Raw genomic sequence first — 20050 nt, 5'->3', positions numbered from 1 at the left:
TTTCTCCGGCCGCGGCCCGGCCGGGATGACTCCACAGGTCAGGGCGTTGTCGGTCGGCCCGGCCGCGGGTCTGCGGGGGCCGCTCAGCCCAGGCGGGAGACGAGCGCGCGGTACTCGTCCCACAGCTCCTTCGGCGTGTGGTCGCCGAAGGTGTTGAGGTGCTCGGGGATGAGCGCCGCCTCCTCGCGCCACACGTCCGCGTCGACCTTCAGCAGGAAGTCGAGGTCCTCCTCCGGCAGGTCCAGGCCGTCCGTGTCGAGCGCGTCGCGCGTCGGCAGGATGCCAATCGGCGTCTCGACGCCCTCGGCCTTGCCCTCCAGGCGCTCCACGATCCACTTCAGGACGCGGCTGTTCTCACCGAAGCCCGGCCACACGAACTTGCCCGCGTCGTTCTTGCGGAACCAGTTCACGTAGTAGATCTTCGGCAGCTTCGACGCGTCCGCGTTCTTGCCGACCTTGATCCAGTGGGCCATGTAGTCGCCCATGTTGTAGCCGCAGAACGGCAGCATCGCGAACGGGTCGCGGCGCAGCTCGCCGACCTTGCCCTCGGCGGCGGCGGTCTTCTCGGAGGCGACGTTCGCGCCGAGGAAGACGCCGTGCTGCCAGTCGAAGGACTCCGTGACCAGCGGCACGGCCGAGGCGCGGCGGCCGCCGAAGAGGATCGCGGAGATCGGCACGCCCTTGGGGTCCTCCCACTCGGGCGCGATGATCGGGCACTGCGAGGCGGGGACGGTGAAGCGGGCGTTCGGGTGGGCGGCCGGGGTGCCGGACTCCGGCGTCCAGTCGTTGCCCTTCCAGTCGGTGAGGTGCGCGGGCGTGTCCTCGGTCATGCCCTCCCACCACACGTCGCCGTCGTCGGTGAGCGCCACGTTCGTGAAGACGGCGTTGCCCCACAGGGTCTTCATGGCGTTGGCGTTGGTGTGCTCGCCGGTGCCGGGCGCGACGCCGAAGAAGCCGGCCTCGGGGTTGATCGCGTACAGGCGGCCGTCCTCACCGAACCGCATCCACGCGATGTCGTCGCCGATGGTCTCGACGGTCCAGCCGGAGATCGTGGGCTCCAGCATCGCGAGGTTCGTCTTGCCGCAGGCGGACGGGAACGCCGCGGCGACGTACTTGGCCTCGCCCTGTGGCGGGGTCAGCTTCAGAATGAGCATGTGCTCGGCGAGCCAGCCCTCGTCGCGGGCCATGACGGACGCGATGCGCAGCGCGTAGCACTTCTTGCCGAGCAGGGCGTTGCCGCCGTAGCCGGAGCCGTACGACCAGATCTCGCGGCTCTCGGGGAAGTGCGAGATGTACTTGGTCGTGTTGCACGGCCACGGCACGTCGGCCTGGCCGGGCTCCAGCGGGGCGCCCAGGGTGTGGACGGCCTTGACGAAGAAGCCGTCGTCGCCGAGCTCGTCCAAGACGGCCTGGCCCATGCGGGTCATGGTGCGCATGGAGACCGCGACGTAGGCGGAGTCGGTGATCTCGACGCCGATCGCGGAGAGCGGGGAGCCGACGGGGCCCATGCAGAACGGGACGACGTACATGGTGCGGCCGCGCATCGAGCCGCGGAAGACGCCCTGCTCACCCGTGAAGATCTCCCGCATCTCGGCGGGGGCCTTCCAGTGGTTGGTGGGGCCCGCGTCCTCCTCCTTCTCGGAGCAGATGAAGGTGCGGTCCTCGACGCGCGCGACGTCGGTCGGGTCGGACGCGGCGTAGTAGGAGTTGGGGCGCTTGACCGGGTCCAGCTTCTTGAAGGTGCCCTTGGCCACGAGCTCCTCGCACAGGCGCTCGTACTCTGCCTCGGAGCCGTCGCACCAGACGACACGGTCCGGCTGCGTGATCTCCGCGATCTCGTCGACCCAGGCGATGAGATCCTTGTGTTGGGTGGGGGCGGTGCTGGGAGCCGCGTTTTCGCGCGCCACGGTTGCTCCTTGTTGAGGGGTTTTGAGGTTGTTGCCCCGTGGGGGCTGCGACCCGGACGCTGCGTGTGCGCGCTCATCCGGTGCCGACCGCACTCATTTGATCATCCGCCGGGAATGCGCATATGTCCAGAGGGCCTCTCACGTGAGCATCGCCACTTGTATCCCGGTCCTACGGGGGCGTAGGTAGCATTCCGGCATGACCGCCGCCGCCGTGATCGAGCAGTCCGACACCGACACCACCCCGACGCATCTGCCCCTGAAGCCGCGGCTGCGCGGCTGGCTGCACGCCGGGATGTTCCCCGCCGTGCTGGTGGCGGGGCTCGTCCTGACCGCCCTGGCCGACTCGACACGCGGCCGGATCGCCTGCGGGATCTATGTGCTCACGGCCTGCCTCCTGTTCGGCGTGAGCGCCCTGTACCACCGGGGGAACTGGGGCCCGCGCGCCACGGCCGTGCTGCGCCGCCTGGACCACGCCAACATCTTCCTGATCATCGCGGGGACGTATACCCCGCTCACGCTGCTTCTGCTCCCCGACTCCACCGGGCGGGTGCTGCTGTGGGCGGTGTGGGCCGCCGCCCTGGCCGGCATAGCGTTCCGGGTCTTCTGGGTCGGCGCGCCCCGCTGGCTGTACACGCCGTGCTACATCGCCATGGGCTGGGCGGCCGTGTTCTTCCTGCCGGACTTCCTGCGCGAGGGCGGCGTCGCGGTGCTGGTCCTGGTCGTGGTCGGCGGCGTCCTCTACAGCGTGGGCGGCATGGTGTACGGGCTGAAGAAGCCGAACCCGTCGCCCCGCTGGTTCGGCTTCCACGAGGTGTTCCACTCCCTGACGCTGGCGGCGTTCGTGACGCACTACGTGGGCATCTCGCTGGTCGCCTACCAGCACGCGTAACCCCTGCGGCGCGCGGCGGGGCGCCCCGCGCGCCCTTCCGGCTCCCGCGCCCCGTCCCGCTCCCGAGCGCCCGGCGCGCCCCTCCGGCCCGCGACCCGCCGCGCACACCGGTACGCCCGCCCCGCACGCCCCCGTACGCCCGCCGAACGGGCAACCGGACGGGAAGGGCCGGCATCAGCGGCCGGCCCGGGCAGACCGCCTCGGCGCCGGGCCCGCGACGGCCCGGGACGGGGACGGTCCGGCTGAGCGCCCACCCCGCGACGGCCCGGTTCTGCGTCCGCCGCGAAACCGCCCCTCAGCGAAGCCCCTCAGCGCCCGCCCAGCTGCCCGGCCAGCGCGGCCGGGTCCGTCGTCGGGGCGTCGCAGGTGAAGTGGCGGCACACGTACGCGGCCGGGCGCCCGCCCACCAGCGGCCGGTCCCGCAGCAGCGGGAACTCGTCGCTGTCGGGCTCGCCCACCGCGACCACCGCGCCCGGAGCCGTGCCCAGCAGCGCCGCCCGGTGCAGGGCGGCCCGCTCCCCATCGCCGGCCGGGCCCACGACGGCCACCTCACGCGGCCCGTCGAGCAGCGCCTCCGCCACCGCGAGGCCCCAGCCGATGAACCGCGGGGCGCGCGGCCCCAGCGCCTTCACCACGCCGAGCGCCCGCTCCGCCGCGGTCCGGTGCGCCTCCGAGCCGGTGTGCGCGGCGTACGACAGCAGCGCCCCGGCGGCGGCGGTCCAGCCGGAGGGCGCCGCGTTGTCGGTGGGGTCCTGGGGGCGGCGGATCAGCGGTTCGGCGTCGTGCGCGGTGTCGTACAGCGCGCCGTCCTCACCCCGGAACTGGTCGAGGACGATGTCCAGCAGGAAGCCGGCGAACTCCAGCCAGACGCCCTCGCCGGTGACGGCGGCCAGCGCGAGGAAGCCCTCCGCCACGTCCCCGTAGTCCTCCAGCACCCCGGCGTTCGCGCCCGTGCGTCCGTCCTTGGAGGTGCGCGCCAGCCGCGCGCCCTCGTCGAGGTGGACCCGTACGAGCAGGTCGGCGGCCTCCGTGGCGCGCTCGACCAGGTCGGGCCGGTCGAAGCAGGCGCCGGTCTCGGCGAGCGCGGCGATGGCGAGGCCGTTCCAGGCGGCGACCACCTTGTCGTCCCGGCCCGGCCTCGGCCGCTCGTCCCGCGCGGCGAGCAGCCGCCGCCGGATGCCGGAGAGCCGCTCGGCGTCGGCCACCCCGGCGTCGCCCGGCAGCCGCAGCACGGAGGTGCCCTCCTCGAAGGTGCCCTCCTCGGTGACGCCGTAGAAGTGCGCGGCGTACGCGGCGTCGTCCTCGCCCAGGACCTCGCGCAGCTGCCGCGGGGTCCACACGTAGTACGCGCCCTCGACGTGCCGCCCGGTGCCGTCGTCGGAGTCGGCGTCCAGCGCGGAGGCGAACCCGCCCTCGGGGGTGCGCAGCTCGCGGACCATGAAGTCGGCGGTCTCCAGCGCCACCCGGCGCGCCGCCTCGCAGCCGGTGGCCCGCCACAGATGCGTGTACACGCGGCACAGGAGCGCGTTGTCGTACAGCATCTTCTCGAAGTGGGGCACCACCCACTCGCGGTCGACGGAGTAGCGGGCGAAGCCCCCGCCGAGCTGGTCGTAGATGCCGCCGCGGGCCATGGCCTCGCAGGTGTCGGCGGCCATCTGGAGGGCGCCCTCGGAGCCGGTGCGGGCGTGGTGCCGCAGCAGGAACTCCACGACCATCGAGGGCGGGAACTTGGGCGCCCCGCCGAAGCCGCCGTGCCGCTCGTCGTACTCGCGGGTCAGCGCGAGCAGCGCCTGCGCGAGCTCCTGCTCGCCGGGCGCCCCGCCGTCGCCGCCGAGCGCGAGGGAGCGGCCCGACAGCTCGCGCACGATGTTCCCGGCGACCTCGCCGACCTCGTCGCGCCGGTCCCGCCAGGCGGCCGAGACGCCCTCCAGCACCTGCCGGAACGACGGCATGCCGTGGCGGGGCTCGGGCGGGAAGTACGTACCGAAGTAGAACGGCTCGGCGTCCGGGGTGAGGAACACGGTCATCGGCCAGCCGCCGTGCCCGGTGGCCGCCTGCACGGCCTCCATGTACACGGCGTCCACGTCGGGCCGCTCCTCGCGGTCGACCTTGACGGAGACGAAGTGCTCGTTCAGATACGCGGCGGTGGCGTCGTCCTCGAAGGACTCGTGCGCCATGACGTGGCACCAGTGACACGCTGAGTAACCGACCGACAGCAGGATGGGCACATCGCGCCGCTCCGCCTCTTGGAACGCCTCGGGTCCCCACGGCCACCAGTCGACCGGATTGTCGGCGTGCTGAAGCAGATAAGGCGAGGTCGTACCAGCCAACCGGTTCATACGACCCAGCCTCTCACAGCGCCTGGCGCGACCGGTGAAACCCTGATGCGCCCGCCTCGCCTGGCCGAATCGCATGTGTGGGCCATCGCGTGGTGGGCGACTCCCCTCCTTCAGGGCCGAGCGACCCGACATCCCGGAACAGTAGGCTGGGCGCAGCAGACTTGGACCTGCCGAGGCTCCTCGAAGGAGGTACAAGATGACCGCCGAGATGGTGGCGCCCGCGTGGATGCATTCGCAGATCAGCGCGGAGCAGTACGACTCCTGGTCCGAGGAGCAGTGCGCCGGCATCGAGATCGTGGACGGGATGGTCGTCGTGAGCCCGAGCGCCTCCAAGCGGCACAACCGGCTGGCCCGGTTCCTGGCCAATGCCCTGGACGCCGCCGCGGGCCCGGACTGGAACGCGGACACGGACTTCGACGTCCGCCTGCAGGACGTCCCGCTCACCAACCGCCGTCCGGACGTCATCGTCTACCGGGCGGAAACCATCGACCTCACACCTACCCGCCCCGAGCACGTACTCCTGGTCGTCGAGGTCGTGTCCCCGGGGTCGGAGACCACCGACCGGATCGTGAAGGTGGACCAGTACGCCAAGGCCGGCATCCCCTTCTACTGGCGGGTCGAACAGGCCGCCACCGGCATCCCGATCGTCTACACCTACGTCCTCGACCCGGCCAGCAGGGCCTACCGGGACGGCGAGGTGTTCACCGGCACCGTGAAGGCCACCGCGCCCTTCCCGGTCACGGTCGACCTTGGGGCCCTGTGAGCAACGAGGAATCGCCCGCGCCCTCGGCGCCTCCGACGTCCTGTGGGCGAAGGCATGTCCGCAACCGGGGGCCTGTGGGCAGCGGTCCCCAGCTCGGCCCGGACCCGTCGTAGGCGGTGCGCACCGCACAGGGAGCGGGCGCGCGGCGGCGGTCCCCTGGGCGGGGCCGCCGCCGCGGACGGCTACTTGCGGGTGGCCGGCTTCGCCTGGCCGGCGGAGGGCCGGGGCTGCTCCGGGGCCTCTTCGAAGTCGACGCGGTTCATGTGCCGGTTCATCGACTTCATCAGGGCCCAAACGGCGAGGGCCATGACGGCGAACACGATGAAGCCGAGGACGCCGGGCGTCACCTTGTTCTTGTCCAGCTCGGCTGCGAGGGGGACGAGCTGGGTCAGTGCCTGGTGTGCGCTCATGTCAGGCATTGTCCCGGATGCCCGCGAAGAGGTCGCTCTCGGGGAGGTCGGTGTCCACGAGAGACCTGGCCAGCTCGTACTCCTCCGTCGGCCAGACCTCCTTCTGGATCTCCATCGGGACGCGGAACCAGCCGCCGTCCGGGTCGATCTGCGTGCGGTGCGCGATCAGCGCCTTGTCGCGGGTCTCGAAGAACTCCGCGCACGGCACGAACGTGGTGAGGGTGCGCTCCTCGCGCTGGAACTCGTCCCAGCGCTTCAGCCAGTCCCCGTACGGGGACTCCAGGCCGCGCTCCAGCAGCGCGTCGTGCAGCGCCTGGGTGCGCGGGCGGTTGAAGCCCTGGTTGTAGTAGAGCTTCAGCGGCTGCCAGAGCGGGCCGAACTCCGCCTCCGGGTACTTCTCCGCGTCGTTCGCGCCGTCGAAGGCCACCATCGTGATCTTGTGGGTCATGATGTGGTCGGGGTGCGGGTAGCCGCCGTTCTCGTCGTAGGTGGTGATCACCTGCGGGCGGAACGCGCGGATGGACCTGACCAGGCGCCCGGCCGCCTCGTCGACGTCCTCCAGGGCGAAGCACCCCTGCGGCAGCGGGGGCAGCGGGTCGCCCTCGGGCAGGCCGGAGTCGACGAAGCCGAGCCACTCCTGCTGGACGCCGAGGATCTCGCGCGCCTCGTCCATCTCCTTGCGGCGTACCTCGTGGATGTTCTCCTCGATGTACGTGTCACCCTGGAGCCGGGGATTGAGGATGGAGCCGCGCTCTCCGCCCGTGCACGTCACGACGAGCACGTCCACCCCCTCGGACACGTACTTGGCCATCGTGGCCGCGCCCTTGCTCGACTCGTCGTCGGGATGGGCGTGCACTGCCATCAGTCGCAGCTGCTCAGTCAAGACTGGTCCTCAATGATTGGTCAGGTCGCTCGGCTTCTATAGTGACGGAATCGGCGCGGGGGATATTCCGTCGTTCGGCGTACGAGAGGAACGATCATGGGCGTGACGGGCGAGCGGCTCCCGGAGGGCCGGTACGGCCGTGCCGCCGAGGCGCGCACGGACCGCGGGCTCAAGATCGTCGGCTCGGTCCTCGGGGCCGGGCTGCTCGCGCTGATCGGCTGGTTCGGCTATGACTACATCGCAGGTCAGAAGGTCAGCGGCGAGCTGATCAAGTTCGATGTGGTGGCGGCGGACCGCGTCGACGCGCACCTGGAAGTACGCAAGGCGGACGGCGCCAAGGGGTACTGCACGGTGCGGGCGCTCGCGGAGAGCGGCGCCGAGGTGGGCCGCAAGGAGATCCGCTTCGACCAGGCCGCGACGCGCGTCGACGAGGTGGTCACCATCCGTACGACCGAGCTGGCCACGGCGGCCGAGCTGCTCGGCTGCTCGGCCGACTGACCGGCGCCCCCTCCCCCGGCCCGGCCCCGGGCCCGGTCCAGGGCCCGCCGCGCGGGCCCCGGCGGCGCGCCGCCGCCCGTGCGACCTGGGGAGTCACGGCTCGCGTGACATTCGTCCTCCCCCTGCGGGCACGTAATTGTTAGGCTCGTGGTTTCGCCCTCCCGGGAAGACCGCATGCTTCTGGTAGGGCGATGCTTTGTATACCCAGCACCGACGAGGAGCACCTGTGACCCAGACCAGCGACAACGTCACCTGGCTCACCCAGGAGGCGTACAACCAGCTCAAGGCCGAGCTGGAGTACCTGTCTGGTCCCGCGCGAACCGAGATCGCTGCGAAGATCGCGGCGGCGCGCGAGGAGGGGGACCTGCGCGAGAACGGCGGGTACCACGCGGCCAAGGAGGAGCAGGGCAAGCAGGAGCTGCGGGTACGCCAGCTCACCCAGCTCCTCGAGCACGCGAAGGTCGGCGAGGCCCCCGCCGAGTCCGGCGTGGTGGCTCCCGGCATGGTCGTGACGATCGCGTTCGACGGCGACGAGGACGACACGCTGACGTTCCTGCTCGCCTCCCGCGAGTACGCCAGCTCGGACATCGAGACGTACTCGCCGCAGTCGCCGCTCGGCTCGGGCGTGAACGGCAAGAAGGTCGGCGAGGACGCGGAGTACGAGCTGCCGAACGGCAAGAAGGCGTCCGTCCGGATCCTGGACGCCAAGCCGTACCAGGGCTGACCCCGGCCGGCGAACGGACAGAGGGCCGGGCGGCACCACGACGGTGCCGCCCGGCCCTTTCGCGTGCCGGTCCTCGATCCGCCGGGCGGACGAGTCCGCTCAGGCCGCCGAGCGGTACTTGCGGACGGCGAGCGTGCGGAAGACCGCGATGATCAGTAGCGACCAGATGATCGACGCGAGCACGGGGTGCTGCATGGGCCAGGCGTCCGACTGGGACACGCCCGGGTTGCCGAACAGCTCACGGCAGGCCTGCACGGTCGCGCTGAACGGGTTCCACTCGGCGATGTGCCGCAGCCAGGGCGTCATCCGCTCGGCGTCCACGAACGCGTTGGAGATGAACGTGACGGGGAACAGCCAGATCAGCCCGCCGGACGTGGCGGCCTCCGGGGTCCGTACGGACAGGCCGATCAGGGCGCCGATCCACGAGAAGGCGTAGCCGAGCAGGAGCAGCAGCGCGAACGCGCCGAGCGCCTTGGGCACGCCCTCGCTGATCCGCCAGCCGACGAGCAGGGCGACGATCGCGAGGACGACGACGGTCAGCGCCGTCTGCACCAGGTCGGCGAGGGTCCGTCCGGTGAGGACCGCGCCGCGCGCCATGGGCAGCGAGCGGAACCGGTCGATGAGGCCCTTGTGCATGTCGTCGGCGATGCCCGCGCCGGCGCCCGCGGTGGCGAACGTGACGGTCTGGGCGAAGATGCCGGCCATGAGGAAGTTGCGGTACACCGACGCGTCGGTGCTGCCGCCGATGTTCATGGACCCGCCGAAGACATAGCTGAACAGCACCACGAACATGATGGGCTGGATGAGCCCGAAGATGACCATCTCGGGGATCCGGGACATCCGGATCAGATTGCGGCGGGCGATCACCAGCGAGTCGGTGAGCGACTGGACGACACCGCCGCGCGGGCGGGGGGCTGCGAGGCGCGGGGCCTCCGTGGCGGCGGTCACTTCACGGGCTCCTTCCGGGGGTGGGCGGCGGACGCCTCGGCGGCGTCCGCGTCGTCCCGCTGCTCGGCGGCGTGGCCGGTGAGCGAGATGAACACGTCGTCGAGGGTGGGGCGGCGCAGTCCGATGTCGTCGATCTCGACGCCGCGCGCGTCCAGTTCGCGGATGACCTCGGCGAGCAGCTTGGCGCCGCCGGTGACGGGCACGGTCAGCTTGCGGGTGTGCTCCTCGACCGTGACGGTGCCGCCGCGGCCGAAGCCGGCGAGCACCTCCCGGCTGGTGGCGATCTCGCCGTGCGCGTGGACGACGACCTCGACGCGCTCGCCGCCCGTGCGGGCCTTGAGCTGGTCGGCGGTGCCGCGGGCGATGACCCGGCCGTGGTCGACCACGCAGATCTCGTGGGCGAGGTGGTCGGCCTCCTCCAGGTACTGCGTGGTGAGCAGCAGCGTCGTGCCGCCCGCGACGAGCTCCTGGATGACCTCCCACAGGGCCTGGCGGTTGCGCGGGTCGAGGCCGGTCGTCGGCTCGTCCATGAACATCACGGGCGGGGAGACGACGAGGGCGGCGGCCAGGTCCAGGCGGCGGCGCATACCGCCCGAGTAGGTCTTGGCGGGGCGGTCGGCGGCGTCGGCGAGGCCGAAGCGCTCCAGCAGCTCGGCCGCCCGGGCCTTCGCGGCCTTGGCGGACATCTGGTAGAGCCGGCCGACCATCTGGAGGTTCTCGCGGCCGGTGAGGTACTCGTCGACCGCCGCGAACTGGCCGGAGAGGCCGATGGCGCGGCGCACCTCGTTGGGGTGCTTGAGGACGTCGATCCCCGCGACGACCGCCCGGCCGCTGTCCGGCCGCAGGAGCGTGGTGAGCACGCGCACCGTGGTCGTCTTCCCGGCGCCGTTCGGACCGAGGAGGCCGAGGACGGTGCCTTCGGGGACGTCGAGGTCCACCCCGTCCAGTGCTCGTACGTCGCCGAAGGTCTTCACCAGACCTTCGGCGTGAATGGCGCCTGGCATGTATCTGCTCCCGACTTGGGCACATTTGGCGTGGTTTGGCTCACCACAGCTTAAGGACGGCTCAGCCCCGCGGCCCGGTGAACGTATGAACTGCGCCACACCGTAACGCGATATATCGCGTCCCGCAACACACTTCGGCGGTGGCCGGATACGGAGCGGAGCCGTCCGCGCGGGCGCCCCGCCGCGGGCCGTCATGCGGGCCGCCGCGCGGGGCCGCCACGCGGGCGCTCCGGGGCCGGGACCCGCGCCGAACCGGCCAGGCCGACCGCCCGCCGACCGCCGGACGGCACGCCCGGCCCCGCCCCGACCGCCGACCGACCCGCCCGCCCCGTCCGCCGACCAGCCGGCCCGACCCGGGCCCCGCCGCGCCCCGGGCTCAGTCCAGGACCGTGTAGCCGGCCTCCGCCAGCGCGCGCAGGACGTCCGCGCAGTGCTCGCGGCCCTTGGTCTCCAGGTGCAGTTCCACCTCGACCTCCGTCAGGCCCAGGCGCGGGTCGGTCCGGACATGGCCGACGTCCAGGACGTTGGCGTCCACCACCGTCAGGACGCCCAGCAGGTTCGCCAGCGCCCCCGGCCGGTCCGTGAGGCGCAGCCGCAGGCTCAGGTACCGGCCGGCCGCCGCCATGCCGTGCCGCAGCACCCGCTGCAGGACCAGCGGGTCGATGTTGCCGCCCGACAGCACGGCCACCACCGGCCCCTCGAACGACTCCGGGTCCGACAGCAGCGCGGCGACCGGGCTCGCGCCCGCCGGCTCGACCACCAGCTTGGCCCGCTCCAGGCACAGCAGCAGCGCCGACGACAGGGCGTCCTCGGACACCGTGCGCACCTCGTCCACGACCTCCCGGACGAGCTCGAACGGTACGTCGCCGGGCCTGCCGACCGTGATCCCGTCCGCCATGGTGGGCCCGCAGTCCACCGCCACGGGCCGCCCCGCCGCCAGCGACCTCGGATACGCGGCGGCCGCCGCCGCCTGCACGCCGATCACCTTCACATCGGGCCGCAGCGCCTTCACGGCGACGCCGATGCCCGCCGCCAGGCCGCCGCCGCCCATGCCGACCACGACGGTCCGCACCTCGGGGCACTGCTCCAGGATCTCCAGGCCGACCGTGCCCTGCCCCGCGATGACGTCGGGGTGGTCGAAGGGGTGGATGAACACGGCTCCCGTGTCCCGCGCGTACGTCTGCGCCGCCGCGAGCGTCTCGTCCACGACGTGGCCGCGCAGCCGCACGTCGGCGCCGTACTCGCGGGTCGCGGCGACCTTCGGCAGCGGGGCGCCGACCGGCATGAACACCGTGGAGCGCACCCCCAGCAGCGAGGACGCCAGCGCCACGCCCTGCGCGTGGTTGCCGGCCGACGCGGCGACCACCCCGGCCGCCCGCTCCTCGGGGCGCAGCCCGGAGATCCGCACGTACGCGCCGCGCAGCTTGAACGATCCGGTCCTCTGGAGGTTCTCGCACTTGAGGTGGACGGGGGCGCCGACCAGCCCGGAGAGGTGACGGCTCCCCTCCAGCGCGGTCATCCGCGCGACGCCTGACAGCATCTTCTGGGCGCCCCTGATGTCGTCCAGCATGACGGATCGAGCGGGGCGAAAGGTGCGGAAGCTCATGGCAGCAGTCTGGCAGGCCGCGAAGTCGGCAACGGGTTCGTGCAGCCCCGGTACGGACGGGCGGCACTCCGCGTACTCTGTCCCCCACCGAACCCGACCACCGCACGAGAGAGCCCCCAGCCATGCCCACTTCCCAGGACATGACGACTGATCTCGACTCCGGTCTCCTCGATGCCCTCCAGCACCAGGTGGCCGTCTTCGCCCGGCGGGCCGAGCAGACCCGCCTCGGCGGGACCGGTCAGCTCCGCAACTCGATGGACCGGGCCGCGTACCTGCTGCTCAACCGGCTCGACCAGGAAGGGCCGATGGGCGTGAAGGCGCTGGCGGCCGGGATGGGCATCGACTCGTCCACGGTGACCCGCCAGGTCGCTCCGCTCGTCGACACCGGTCTGGTGAAGCGCACTTCGCACCCGGAGGACGGCCGCGCGGTCGTCCTCCAGCTGTCTCCGCGCGGGCAGGCGCGCCTGGAGGAGGTGCGCTGCTCCCGCCGCGATCTGATGGCACGGGTCACGGAGGGCTGGACGCCGGACGAGCGGGAGGCGTTCTGCACGCTGCTCACCCGCTTCAACTCGGCGCTCTCCGCCCGGCAGTTGGGACTCCAGCCGGTCGACCCGGAGCCGGCGCACGGCTCCTGAGAGGACCGCGCCGGCGCCCCGGGACGGGACCGCGCCGGCGCCTTCGGCCGCCCCGTGGCGGGCGGGCCCGGCCGGCTTGTGTCAGGAGTCTTGACCGGGCCGCGCGGCTGCCGTCAGATGAGGACGTGGCCGCAGACGACTCGGGGTTCGCCGCGTTCGTGGCGGGTGCGGCGGGGCGGCTGCTGCACGTCGCGACGCTCCTGACGGGCGAGCCCGCGCAGCCGCCCGGTGCCAACCCGCGCGCCGAGCGGCTGCTGACGGCCGCGCTCGGCGCGACGTACGCCCACTGGGACCGGCTGCGCGGCGACGACCCGTATGTGCACGCCCGCCGCGAGCTGGCAGTGCGGTTCGCGCGCGGGGCCCGGCGTTTCCGGCGGGGGCGCGGCGGCCCGCTGTCCGGGCTCGCCCCGCGTGAGCGGCTCGCCGTGGTGCTGCTGCTGTACGAGGGGCTGTACGAGGAGCAGGCCGCCGCGCTGATGGGCCTGTCCGAGGAGCGGGTGCGGGAGCTGTGCCGGCGGGGCGTGGGCGCCCTGCGCAGCGGGCCCGCGCCCGCGACCGCACCTGCCCCGCGCGAGGGGGCCGCGGCGTGAGCGCCCGGCACGACCACAAGGAGCGGGAGGTCGTCCGGCTGCTCGCCGGGGCGGCCCGGCCGCGCGTGCCGCGGGACCTGCCGGCCCGCGTCCTGGCGTACGGGGCGCGCGTCCGGCGGCGGCATCGGTGGCGGAGGCGGGCGCTGTGGCTGCTGCTGGCCGCGGGGGCCGTGGCGTTCGCCGTGTGGGCGTACGCGGTGGAGCCGTGGGCGGCGCCGCCCATGAGGACGACGCCGCCCCTGGAGCCGTGGTGAGCCCGCCGGGTCAGCCGAGCGCCTGGCGCAGGTCGGCGAGGAGGTCCTCGACGTTCTCGATGCCGACGGACAGCCGGACCAGATCGCCCGGCACCTCCAGCGCGGAGCCGGCGGCGCTGGCGTGGGTCATCCGGCCGGGGTGCTCGATCAGCGACTCGACGCCGCCCAGCGACTCGCCGAGCGTGAACAGCTTCGCCCGGTCGCACACGGCGACGGCCGCCTCCTCGCCGCCCGCGACGCGGAACGACACCATGCCGCCGAAGCCCCGCATCTGCTTGGCGGCGACCTCGTGGCCCGGGTGCTCCGGCAGGCCCGGGTAGAGGACCTGCGTCACCTTCGGGTGCTCGGTGAGCATCTGCGCGACGCGCTCGGCGTTGGCGCAGTGCCGGTCCATGCGGACGGCGAGGGTCTTGATGCCGCGCAGCACGATCCAGGAGTCGAACGGGCCGGCCACCGCGCCCATGGCGTTCTGGTGGTACGCCAGCTCCTCGCCGAGCGCCTCGTCGGCGGTGATCAGCGCGCCGCCGACCACGTCGGAGTGGCCGCCCATGTACTTGGTGAGGGAGTGCACGACGACGTCCGCGCCGAGCGCGAGCGGCTGCTGGAGGTAGGGGGAGGCGAAGGTGTTGTCGACGACCAGCTTCACACCGGCCGTGCGGGCCACGTCGGCGAGGGCCGCGATGTCGGTGATACCGAGCAGCGGGTTCGACGGCGTCTCGACCCAGATCGCCTTCGTACGGTCGGTCAGCGCGGCCCGCACGGCCGCCGGGTCGGAGGTGTCGGCGACCGACCACTCGACGCCCCAGCGCGAGGCGACCTTCGCGAACAGCCGGAACGTGCCGCCGTACGCGTCGTTCGGGATCACCACGTGGTCGCCGGGTACGAGCAGCGCGCGCAGCAGGCAGTCCTCGGCGGCGAGGCCCGACGCGAAGGCGAGGCCGCGGCGGCCGCCCTCCAGCGCCGCGAGGTTCTCCTCCAGCGCCGTACGGGTCGGGTTGGCGCTGCGGCTGTACTCGTAGCCGCCGCGCAGCCCGCCCACACCGTCCTGCTTGTAGGTGGACACCTGGTAGATGGGCGGGACGACCGCGCCGGTCAGCGGGTCGGCGGTGTTGCCCGCGTGGATGGCGCGGGTCTCGAAGTTCTGGTGGGTGTGCTCGTCGCTCATGGTGCGAGGGTAGTGCGGCGCGGGCGCCCGGCGCGTACGGAAGCCGCGCAGCCGCCCCGCCCGGCGCGGACGAAGGGCGGGGAGCGCCGCGTCCGGGGGCCGCACCGGGGCGGCGGGGCCTGGGGGCTTCGACGCGTGTCCGGTCCGGGACAATGGGCCCATGGTGGAATTTCTCTGGTTCCTGATCGCCGTCGGCCTGATCGCCGCGGTCGTCGCGCCCTGGCTGCTGCGCCGCCGCTCCGGCGGTATCCGCCTGGCCGAGCCCGGCGCGCCCGACGCCGCCGACCCGCTCGCCTACGGCTTCGTACGGCAGGAACTGCTGGACGTGCGCATGCCCGGACCGGACGAGGACCTGATGGAGGTGCTCGACGTCGTCCAGCGCACCCAGGACTGGCGGGCCGCGTCGCAGCTGCTGGCCGGCACGCCCAAGGAGGGCGAGGTGCGCTGGCAGCGCGTGCAGGCGTTCGCGGGCGCCGCGTCGCTGGAGCTGGCGCAGCGGCCCGGGGAGGGCGGCGCGTGGCTGCGGGCCTGGCGGGCCGAGGCGCCGAAGGACGCGGGCGGCGCGGCTGTGCACGCCGAGTTCCTGGTGCAGCAGGCGTGGCGGACGGCGAAGGTCGGCACCGACGAGTTCCGCATCATCCTGGAGGAGGCCCGCGCGGTGTGCGAGGAGGCCGCGCTGCTGGCTCCGGGCGACCCCGTGCCGTACATCGCGGAGCTGGCCGTCGCGCGCGGCCTGGGCTACTCGCACGAGGCGTTCGACCAGGTCTGGGCGAAGGTCATGGACCGCAACCCGCAGCACATGGGGGCGCACATCGCGGCGCTGCACTACTGGTGCGAGAAGTGGCACGGCTCCCGCGCGGACGCCGACCGGTTCGCCCAGTCCGCCGCCGCCCGGGCGCCGCAGGGCTCGCTGCTGGCGGCGCTGCCGCTGTTCGCCGTGTGGGAGCACGTCGACGACCTGACGATGGTCCGGGACTTCTACGGGACGCAGGTCGTGTCGCGGGCGATGGAGGGCGCGCTGTACGCGGTGCACTCGGCCCGCCCGGACGACCCGATGCTGGCGCACGTACGCCATCTGCTGATCCACTTCCTGGTGGGCGCGGAGCGCTGGAGCGAGGCCATGGCGCAGATCGTGCACGTCGACGGGCACGTCGGTGCGCTGCCGTGGACGATGAGCGAGGACCCGGCGGCGCAGTACGCGCTCTACCGGGCGCTGGCGGTGGCCGGCTACGAGGCGAACGGCGGCAGCCCGGCGACGCTGCCGAGGTGATTCCCGGCGGCCCGGCGACGCTGCCGCGCTGACTCCCGGCTCATCGCGCCTCCGGGCGCGGTGAGCCGCCGCGGGCGCGGTGAGCAGCCTGGCGCGGTAAGCGGCCTCAGGCGCGGTGAGCCGTCACGCTAGAACACAGTTGCGACCCGCGCCGCCGGTGGGTGATACTCCGCTTCCCCCCACGCCTCTTTGTCATGCCTCTTTCCAACCCGTGGGGGGACTCTGCCCGATGGGCGCTTCCGTGCGCGCGCTGCGCGCCCTGCTCCTGCTCGCCGGCTTCTATCTGCTCGGCGTCGTCATGCTCGCCGTCCTGGCCGGTCTCGACTGGGCCGCCGCCGTCTGGGCGCCCAGCGGCGTCGCCGTGAAGCTGTACGTGGTGAGCGTGCTGCTCGCGATACCGGTCGTGCGGGGCATGTTCATGCTGCGCACCCCCCGGGAGGACGGCGCGCACGGCGTCCTCGTCACGCCCGAGCAGGAACCGCGCCTGTGGCAGGCCGTCCGCGAGCTGGCCGCCGAGGTCGGCACCCGCGCGCCCGACGAGATCCGGCTGACCGCCGACATGAACGCGGCCGTCAGCGAGGACGCCCGCCTCATGGGCCTCATCGGGGGCACCCGCCGCCTCTACCTGGGCCTCCCGCTGATGACCGGGCTGACGGAGGCGCAGCTCCGCGCCGTGCTCGCCCACGAGATGGGTCACTACGCCAACTCCGACACCCGCCTCGCCGCGCTCACCGTCCGCGGCCGCGTCCAGGTCGCCCGGACCATCGCCCACTTCGAGGAGCGCGCCGGCAGCAAGGTCGCCAAGGAGCGCGCCCGGCAGGAGAAGAAGAACCGGAAGAAGCTCGCCAAGGGCAAGAAGGCCAAGGAGGTCGACACGACCGGCGTCGGCCTCACCTACCGGGCCATGGCGAAGGTGTACCGGGCGTACGGCCACTTCTACCTGCGCGCCACGCTGGCCGGCTCCCGCCGCCAGGAGCTGGCCGCCGACCTGGCCGCCGCCCGCATCGCGGGCCGGGACGCGGCCGTGTCCGCGCTGCGCGAGATCCCCGTACTGGACTCGGCGCACGGCTTCTACCTCGACGAGTACGCCACCATCGGCGTCGGGGCCGGGCTGCTCCCGCCGCCCGGCGAGGTGTTCGGCGGCGTCCGGCACCTGCTGGCCGCGCGCGCCGGCGAACTGGCGGAGCTGCGCCGGAACCTGCCGGACGAGCCGGCGTCCCCGTACGACTCGCACCCGCCGATCGCCGAGCGCGTCGCCCGCCTGGAGGCCCTGCCCGACGACGGCCGCGCGTCCGAGCCCGCGGTGCCCGCGCTGGGGCTGCTGGCCGACCCCGGTACGGCGATGGTCGCCGTGGAGCAGTCGGCGCTCCCCCCGGACGCGCTGCGGCTGCGCCGCGTGGACTGGCCCGAGCTGGTGCACCTGTCGATGACGGAGTTCTTCGCGCGGGAGGCCGAGCCGCTGCGCCGGGCCACCGCCGAGGTGACCGGCGCCGACGGGACGCTCGACGCGCTGCTGAACGCCCTGGACCTGGGCGTGGGCTGGGAGATCGCGGACCGGCTGCCCAAGTCGGAGGAGGCCGCGGCAGCGAAGGGCCGCGCGGCCCGCGAGTTCGCCCGCCCGGTGCTGCGCGGTGGCCTGGCCCGGCTGGTCGCGGGCGAGCTGATCGCGCGCGGCACGGCCCGCTGGGAGATGTCCTGGTCCGACGCGGCGAGCCTGCGCATGCCGCCCGGTTACGACGACGAGCTGCCGGCCGCGCTCGACGCCGCGGTCGCCGACCGGCCGGACACGGCCCCGCTGCGGCAGCTGCTCGCGACGGTCTGACGTACGGGCGCGGCCCCGGCCCCGCCCTCGTACGCCCCCATTCCACTCACCCCCGAGGCCCCACCTGTGAAAATCCTGCTCTGGGTCGTCCTGACCCCCGTCGCCCTCATCGTCCTGGTGGCCGGTGTGTACTTCCTCAAGGCGATCATCGAGGGCGCCATCGAAGGCTGGCGCTCCGACCCCGAGGCCGAGGAGACCGCCGCGAAGGCCGCCGAACGCGTCGCCGCGCTCGGCCTGCTCCCGCCCGAGCGGCAGCACACCAAGCTGGCCGCGCCCGAGCCGCAGGCCCTGACCGTGGCCGTCGCCGCGGCCCGTGCGGGCGACTGGGAGCCGGCCGCCGCGCTGATGGACCGGACCGCCGCCGACCGCGACTGGGAGCGGCGCACCGCCTACGTGGAGAAGCTCGCCGACGTGGCCGCCGAGACCGACGCGTGGCTGACCGCCTGGGAGGGGGCCCGCCCCGACGATCCGGGGGCGGCGCTGCTGCGGGCCCGCAGCTCGGTGTTCCTGGCGTGGAAGGTGCGCGGCGCGAAGCGCGCCCAGTACACGACGAGCGAGCAGTTCGAGGGCTTCCACCGCACGCTGGCCCGCACCCGGCACGAGCACGCGCGGGCGGCCGAGCTGGCCGTGCCGGGCGACCCGTCGCCGTACGTGGGCGAGATCTGGACGGCCATCGGCCTCGGCTACCCGCACGAGGAGATGCACCGGATCTGGAAGGACATCACCGACCGGGCCCCGCACCACTACGAGGCGCACTTCTCGGCGCTCCAGTACTGGTGCTCGAAGTGGCGCGGCTCCGAGGACCTGGCGCGGGCGTTCGCGGTGAAGGCGGCCGCCTCGGCGCCTCCGGGCACGCTGATGAAGGTCTTCCCGCTGATCGCGCACTTCGAGCACGACGAGTCGGACTCGGCGGACGTGGACCGCACCCCGGAGATGTACGCCGCCGTGGACGCGGCGCTGGCCGACGCGGCCGCCGCCGACCCGGACCACCCGCGCCTCGCGGAGGTGCGGCACCTCCTCGCGTACTACCTGTACCTCCAGGAGCGCTGGGAGCCCGCGCTGGAGCAGTTCCGGCTGGTGGACGGGTATGTGGGCGCGCTGCCGTGGCGGTACCGGGGCGACCCGGCGGGCGAGTTCTGCCGGATGCGCGACGAGTCGGCCGTGAACGCCGGTCCCGCCGCCGGCCCGGAGGCCGCCGCGTGAGCTCTGACGTCTTCAAGATGCTGGTGTTCGCCGTCGCCGTCGCGGTGGTCGTGGCCATGTACCGGTCGAGTACGGGCGACCCGGTGCCGCGGCGCGCCACGAAGTCGGAGCGCGCGGCGCGGGCGCTGGGCCTGCTGCCCGCGTCGCGGCAGAACAAGAGGCTGCCCGCCCCGGATCCCGAGCTGGAGCGGGCGCTCGTGGCCGCGTCGGCGCGGGACGACTGGGAGCCGGCGGCCCGGCTGATGGCCGCGACACGGGAGCGCCAAGACTGGCCGCGCCGCTTCGCGCACACCCACGCGCTGGGCGAGGCGGCCGCGCGCCGCGTCGGCGGGTGGCTCGACGCGTGGGAGGCCGCCCGGCCGCAGGACCCGGACGCGGCCCTGGTGCGGGCCTCCTCCACGGTCTCCCGTGCGTGGCTGCTGCGCGGCACGAGGAGGGCGGCGGACACGTCCGGGCGGCGGCTCGCGGGCTTCTTCGACGTGCTGCCCCGCTCACGCGACCAGATCGCGCGGGCGGCGGAACTGGCTCCGGAGGACCCCACCCCGTATGTCGTCGAGCTGCGCACCGCACGCGGGCTGAACTACCCGCACAAGAAGATGCACCGCGTCTGGCAGGAGATCACCGACCGGGCGCCGCACCACCCCGGCGGGCATCATTCGGCCCTCCAGTACTGGTGCGCCAAGTGGCACGGCTCCGAGGAGCTGGCGACGCGGTTCGCCCAGGTGGCGGCGGCCTCGGCCCCGCTCGGCACGCTGCTGCGGACGCTGCCGCTGCTGGCCTGGTGGGAGCACCACGGCGACAAGGCGAAGGCGCGTGACCACCGGACGCCGGAGCTGGTGGCGCTGGTGGACGCGGCGCTCGCGGACGTGGCGGCGGCCCCGCCCGACCACCCCGACCTGCCGGGCGCGCGGCACTGCCTGGCGTACTTCCTGACCCGCCAGGGCCGCTTCGAGGCGGCGCTGGAGCAGTTCCGGCTGGTGGACGGGTACGTGGCCGCGTTCCCGTGGACGTACTACGGGGACCCGGCGGCGGTCTACTGCCACTGGCGGGACAAGGCGGTGCGCGGGGCGCGCGGCCGCTGAGGAATCCTCCGGGGGGCCCGGGGCGTTCTCCTCCAGAGCCCCCCTTCCGGAGGAGACC

19 protein-coding genes are annotated in these 20050 nt (G+C 73.4%); 11 read left to right on the top strand and 8 right to left on the bottom strand.

Annotation, left to right across the window (positions count from 1 at the left end):
- Nucleotides 1-83 precede the first annotated feature (83 nt).
- Nucleotides 84-1907, bottom strand: a complete 1824-nt coding sequence (locus ACSUPT_RS19240; RefSeq protein ID WP_351963519.1) for a phosphoenolpyruvate carboxykinase (GTP) — start codon at nucleotides 1905-1907, stop codon at nucleotides 84-86.
- 196 nt (nucleotides 1908-2103) lie between these two features.
- Between ACSUPT_RS19240 and trhA the strand changes: the two genes are divergently transcribed.
- A complete protein-coding gene (gene trhA, locus ACSUPT_RS19235; protein ID WP_351963518.1) occupies nucleotides 2104-2796 on the top strand; it encodes a PAQR family membrane homeostasis protein TrhA in 693 nt (230 codons plus the stop codon).
- Nucleotides 2797-3104: 308 nt separating this feature from the next.
- Here the strand turns inward: trhA and ACSUPT_RS19230 are convergent, their stop codons facing one another.
- Nucleotides 3105-5135, bottom strand: a complete 2031-nt coding sequence (locus ACSUPT_RS19230) for a thioredoxin domain-containing protein (protein ID WP_436945080.1) — start codon at nucleotides 5133-5135, stop codon at nucleotides 3105-3107.
- Between the two features lie 196 nt (nucleotides 5136-5331).
- On the opposite strand from ACSUPT_RS19230, the gene ACSUPT_RS19225 reads away from it, so the two are divergent.
- The gene (locus ACSUPT_RS19225; RefSeq protein WP_351963516.1) at nucleotides 5332-5898 is read left to right on the top strand and encodes a Uma2 family endonuclease; all 567 of its coding nucleotides are present in this window, start codon (nucleotides 5332-5334) and stop codon (nucleotides 5896-5898) included.
- A 182-nt stretch (nucleotides 5899-6080) separates the two neighbouring features.
- On the opposite strand, the gene ACSUPT_RS19220 is transcribed toward ACSUPT_RS19225, so the two are convergent.
- Nucleotides 6081-6317, bottom strand: coding sequence for a hypothetical protein (locus ACSUPT_RS19220; protein WP_351963515.1), 237 nt, complete (start codon nucleotides 6315-6317; stop codon nucleotides 6081-6083).
- Nucleotides 6310-7191, bottom strand: a complete 882-nt coding sequence (mca, locus tag ACSUPT_RS19215; RefSeq protein ID WP_351963514.1) for a mycothiol conjugate amidase Mca — start codon at nucleotides 7189-7191, stop codon at nucleotides 6310-6312. Before mca ends, ACSUPT_RS19220 begins: the two co-directional genes overlap by 8 nt.
- Before the next feature lie 96 nt (nucleotides 7192-7287).
- Between mca and ACSUPT_RS19210 the strand changes: the two genes are divergently transcribed.
- Nucleotides 7288-7689: a DUF4307 domain-containing protein gene (locus tag ACSUPT_RS19210; protein WP_361654958.1), complete on the top strand. Its 402-nt coding sequence runs from the start codon at nucleotides 7288-7290 to the stop codon at nucleotides 7687-7689.
- A 226-nt stretch (nucleotides 7690-7915) separates the two neighbouring features.
- On the top strand, nucleotides 7916-8413 hold the full coding sequence (gene greA / locus ACSUPT_RS19205; RefSeq protein ID WP_023586814.1) for a transcription elongation factor GreA: 498 nt from the start codon (nucleotides 7916-7918) through the stop codon (nucleotides 8411-8413).
- Between the two features lie 99 nt (nucleotides 8414-8512).
- On the opposite strand, the gene ACSUPT_RS19200 is transcribed toward greA, so the two are convergent.
- The 3 genes from ACSUPT_RS19200 to ilvA all read right to left on the bottom strand — a co-directional run bounded on the left by ACSUPT_RS19200 (nucleotide 8513) and on the right by ilvA (nucleotide 11971).
- On the bottom strand, nucleotides 8513-9361 hold the full coding sequence (locus ACSUPT_RS19200; protein ID WP_351963512.1) for an ABC transporter permease: 849 nt from the start codon (nucleotides 9359-9361) through the stop codon (nucleotides 8513-8515).
- Complete coding sequence (locus ACSUPT_RS19195; RefSeq protein WP_365728250.1) at nucleotides 9358-10365, bottom strand: ATP-binding cassette domain-containing protein; 1008 nt, start codon at nucleotides 10363-10365, stop codon at nucleotides 9358-9360. The genes ACSUPT_RS19200 and ACSUPT_RS19195 overlap by 4 nt, the downstream gene beginning before the upstream one ends.
- A gap of 376 nt (nucleotides 10366-10741) precedes the next feature.
- Nucleotides 10742-11971, bottom strand: a complete 1230-nt coding sequence (gene ilvA, locus ACSUPT_RS19190; RefSeq protein ID WP_351963510.1) for a threonine ammonia-lyase — start codon at nucleotides 11969-11971, stop codon at nucleotides 10742-10744.
- Between the two features lie 122 nt (nucleotides 11972-12093).
- On the opposite strand from ilvA, the gene ACSUPT_RS19185 reads away from it, so the two are divergent.
- From ACSUPT_RS19185 to ACSUPT_RS19175, 3 genes are all read left to right on the top strand, one after another.
- Nucleotides 12094-12606: a MarR family winged helix-turn-helix transcriptional regulator gene (locus tag ACSUPT_RS19185; RefSeq protein ID WP_361654951.1), complete on the top strand. Its 513-nt coding sequence runs from the start codon at nucleotides 12094-12096 to the stop codon at nucleotides 12604-12606.
- A gap of 125 nt (nucleotides 12607-12731) precedes the next feature.
- Nucleotides 12732-13196, top strand: coding sequence for a sigma factor-like helix-turn-helix DNA-binding protein (locus tag ACSUPT_RS19180; protein ID WP_361654948.1), 465 nt, complete (start codon nucleotides 12732-12734; stop codon nucleotides 13194-13196).
- Nucleotides 13193-13450, top strand: a complete 258-nt coding sequence (locus ACSUPT_RS19175; protein ID WP_403498839.1) for a hypothetical protein — start codon at nucleotides 13193-13195, stop codon at nucleotides 13448-13450. The genes ACSUPT_RS19180 and ACSUPT_RS19175 overlap by 4 nt, the downstream gene beginning before the upstream one ends.
- A gap of 10 nt (nucleotides 13451-13460) precedes the next feature.
- On the opposite strand, the gene ACSUPT_RS19170 is transcribed toward ACSUPT_RS19175, so the two are convergent.
- The gene (locus tag ACSUPT_RS19170) at nucleotides 13461-14615 is read right to left on the bottom strand and encodes a cystathionine gamma-synthase (protein ID WP_351963506.1); all 1155 of its coding nucleotides are present in this window, start codon (nucleotides 14613-14615) and stop codon (nucleotides 13461-13463) included.
- Between the two features lie 163 nt (nucleotides 14616-14778).
- On the opposite strand from ACSUPT_RS19170, the gene ACSUPT_RS19165 reads away from it, so the two are divergent.
- From ACSUPT_RS19165 to ACSUPT_RS19150, 4 genes are all read left to right on the top strand, one after another.
- Complete coding sequence (locus ACSUPT_RS19165; protein WP_351963551.1) at nucleotides 14779-15885, top strand: hypothetical protein; 1107 nt, start codon at nucleotides 14779-14781, stop codon at nucleotides 15883-15885.
- 229 nt (nucleotides 15886-16114) lie between these two features.
- Nucleotides 16115-17707, top strand: a complete 1593-nt coding sequence (locus ACSUPT_RS19160) for a M48 family metalloprotease (RefSeq protein ID WP_436945076.1) — start codon at nucleotides 16115-16117, stop codon at nucleotides 17705-17707.
- Between the two features lie 66 nt (nucleotides 17708-17773).
- Nucleotides 17774-18910, top strand: coding sequence for a hypothetical protein (locus tag ACSUPT_RS19155; protein ID WP_365728112.1), 1137 nt, complete (start codon nucleotides 17774-17776; stop codon nucleotides 18908-18910).
- The gene (locus ACSUPT_RS19150) at nucleotides 18907-19992 is read left to right on the top strand and encodes a hypothetical protein (protein WP_399216932.1); all 1086 of its coding nucleotides are present in this window, start codon (nucleotides 18907-18909) and stop codon (nucleotides 19990-19992) included. The genes ACSUPT_RS19155 and ACSUPT_RS19150 overlap by 4 nt, the downstream gene beginning before the upstream one ends.
- Nucleotides 19993-20050: the final 58 nt, after the last annotated feature.

The organism is Streptomyces sp. SudanB25_2051 (assembly GCF_964272635.1).
Classification (GTDB): Bacteria; Actinomycetota; Actinomycetes; order Streptomycetales; family Streptomycetaceae; genus Streptomyces.
Note: the sequence above shows the minus strand (reverse complement) of the source record. Positions and strands in the feature narration are given on the sequence as shown.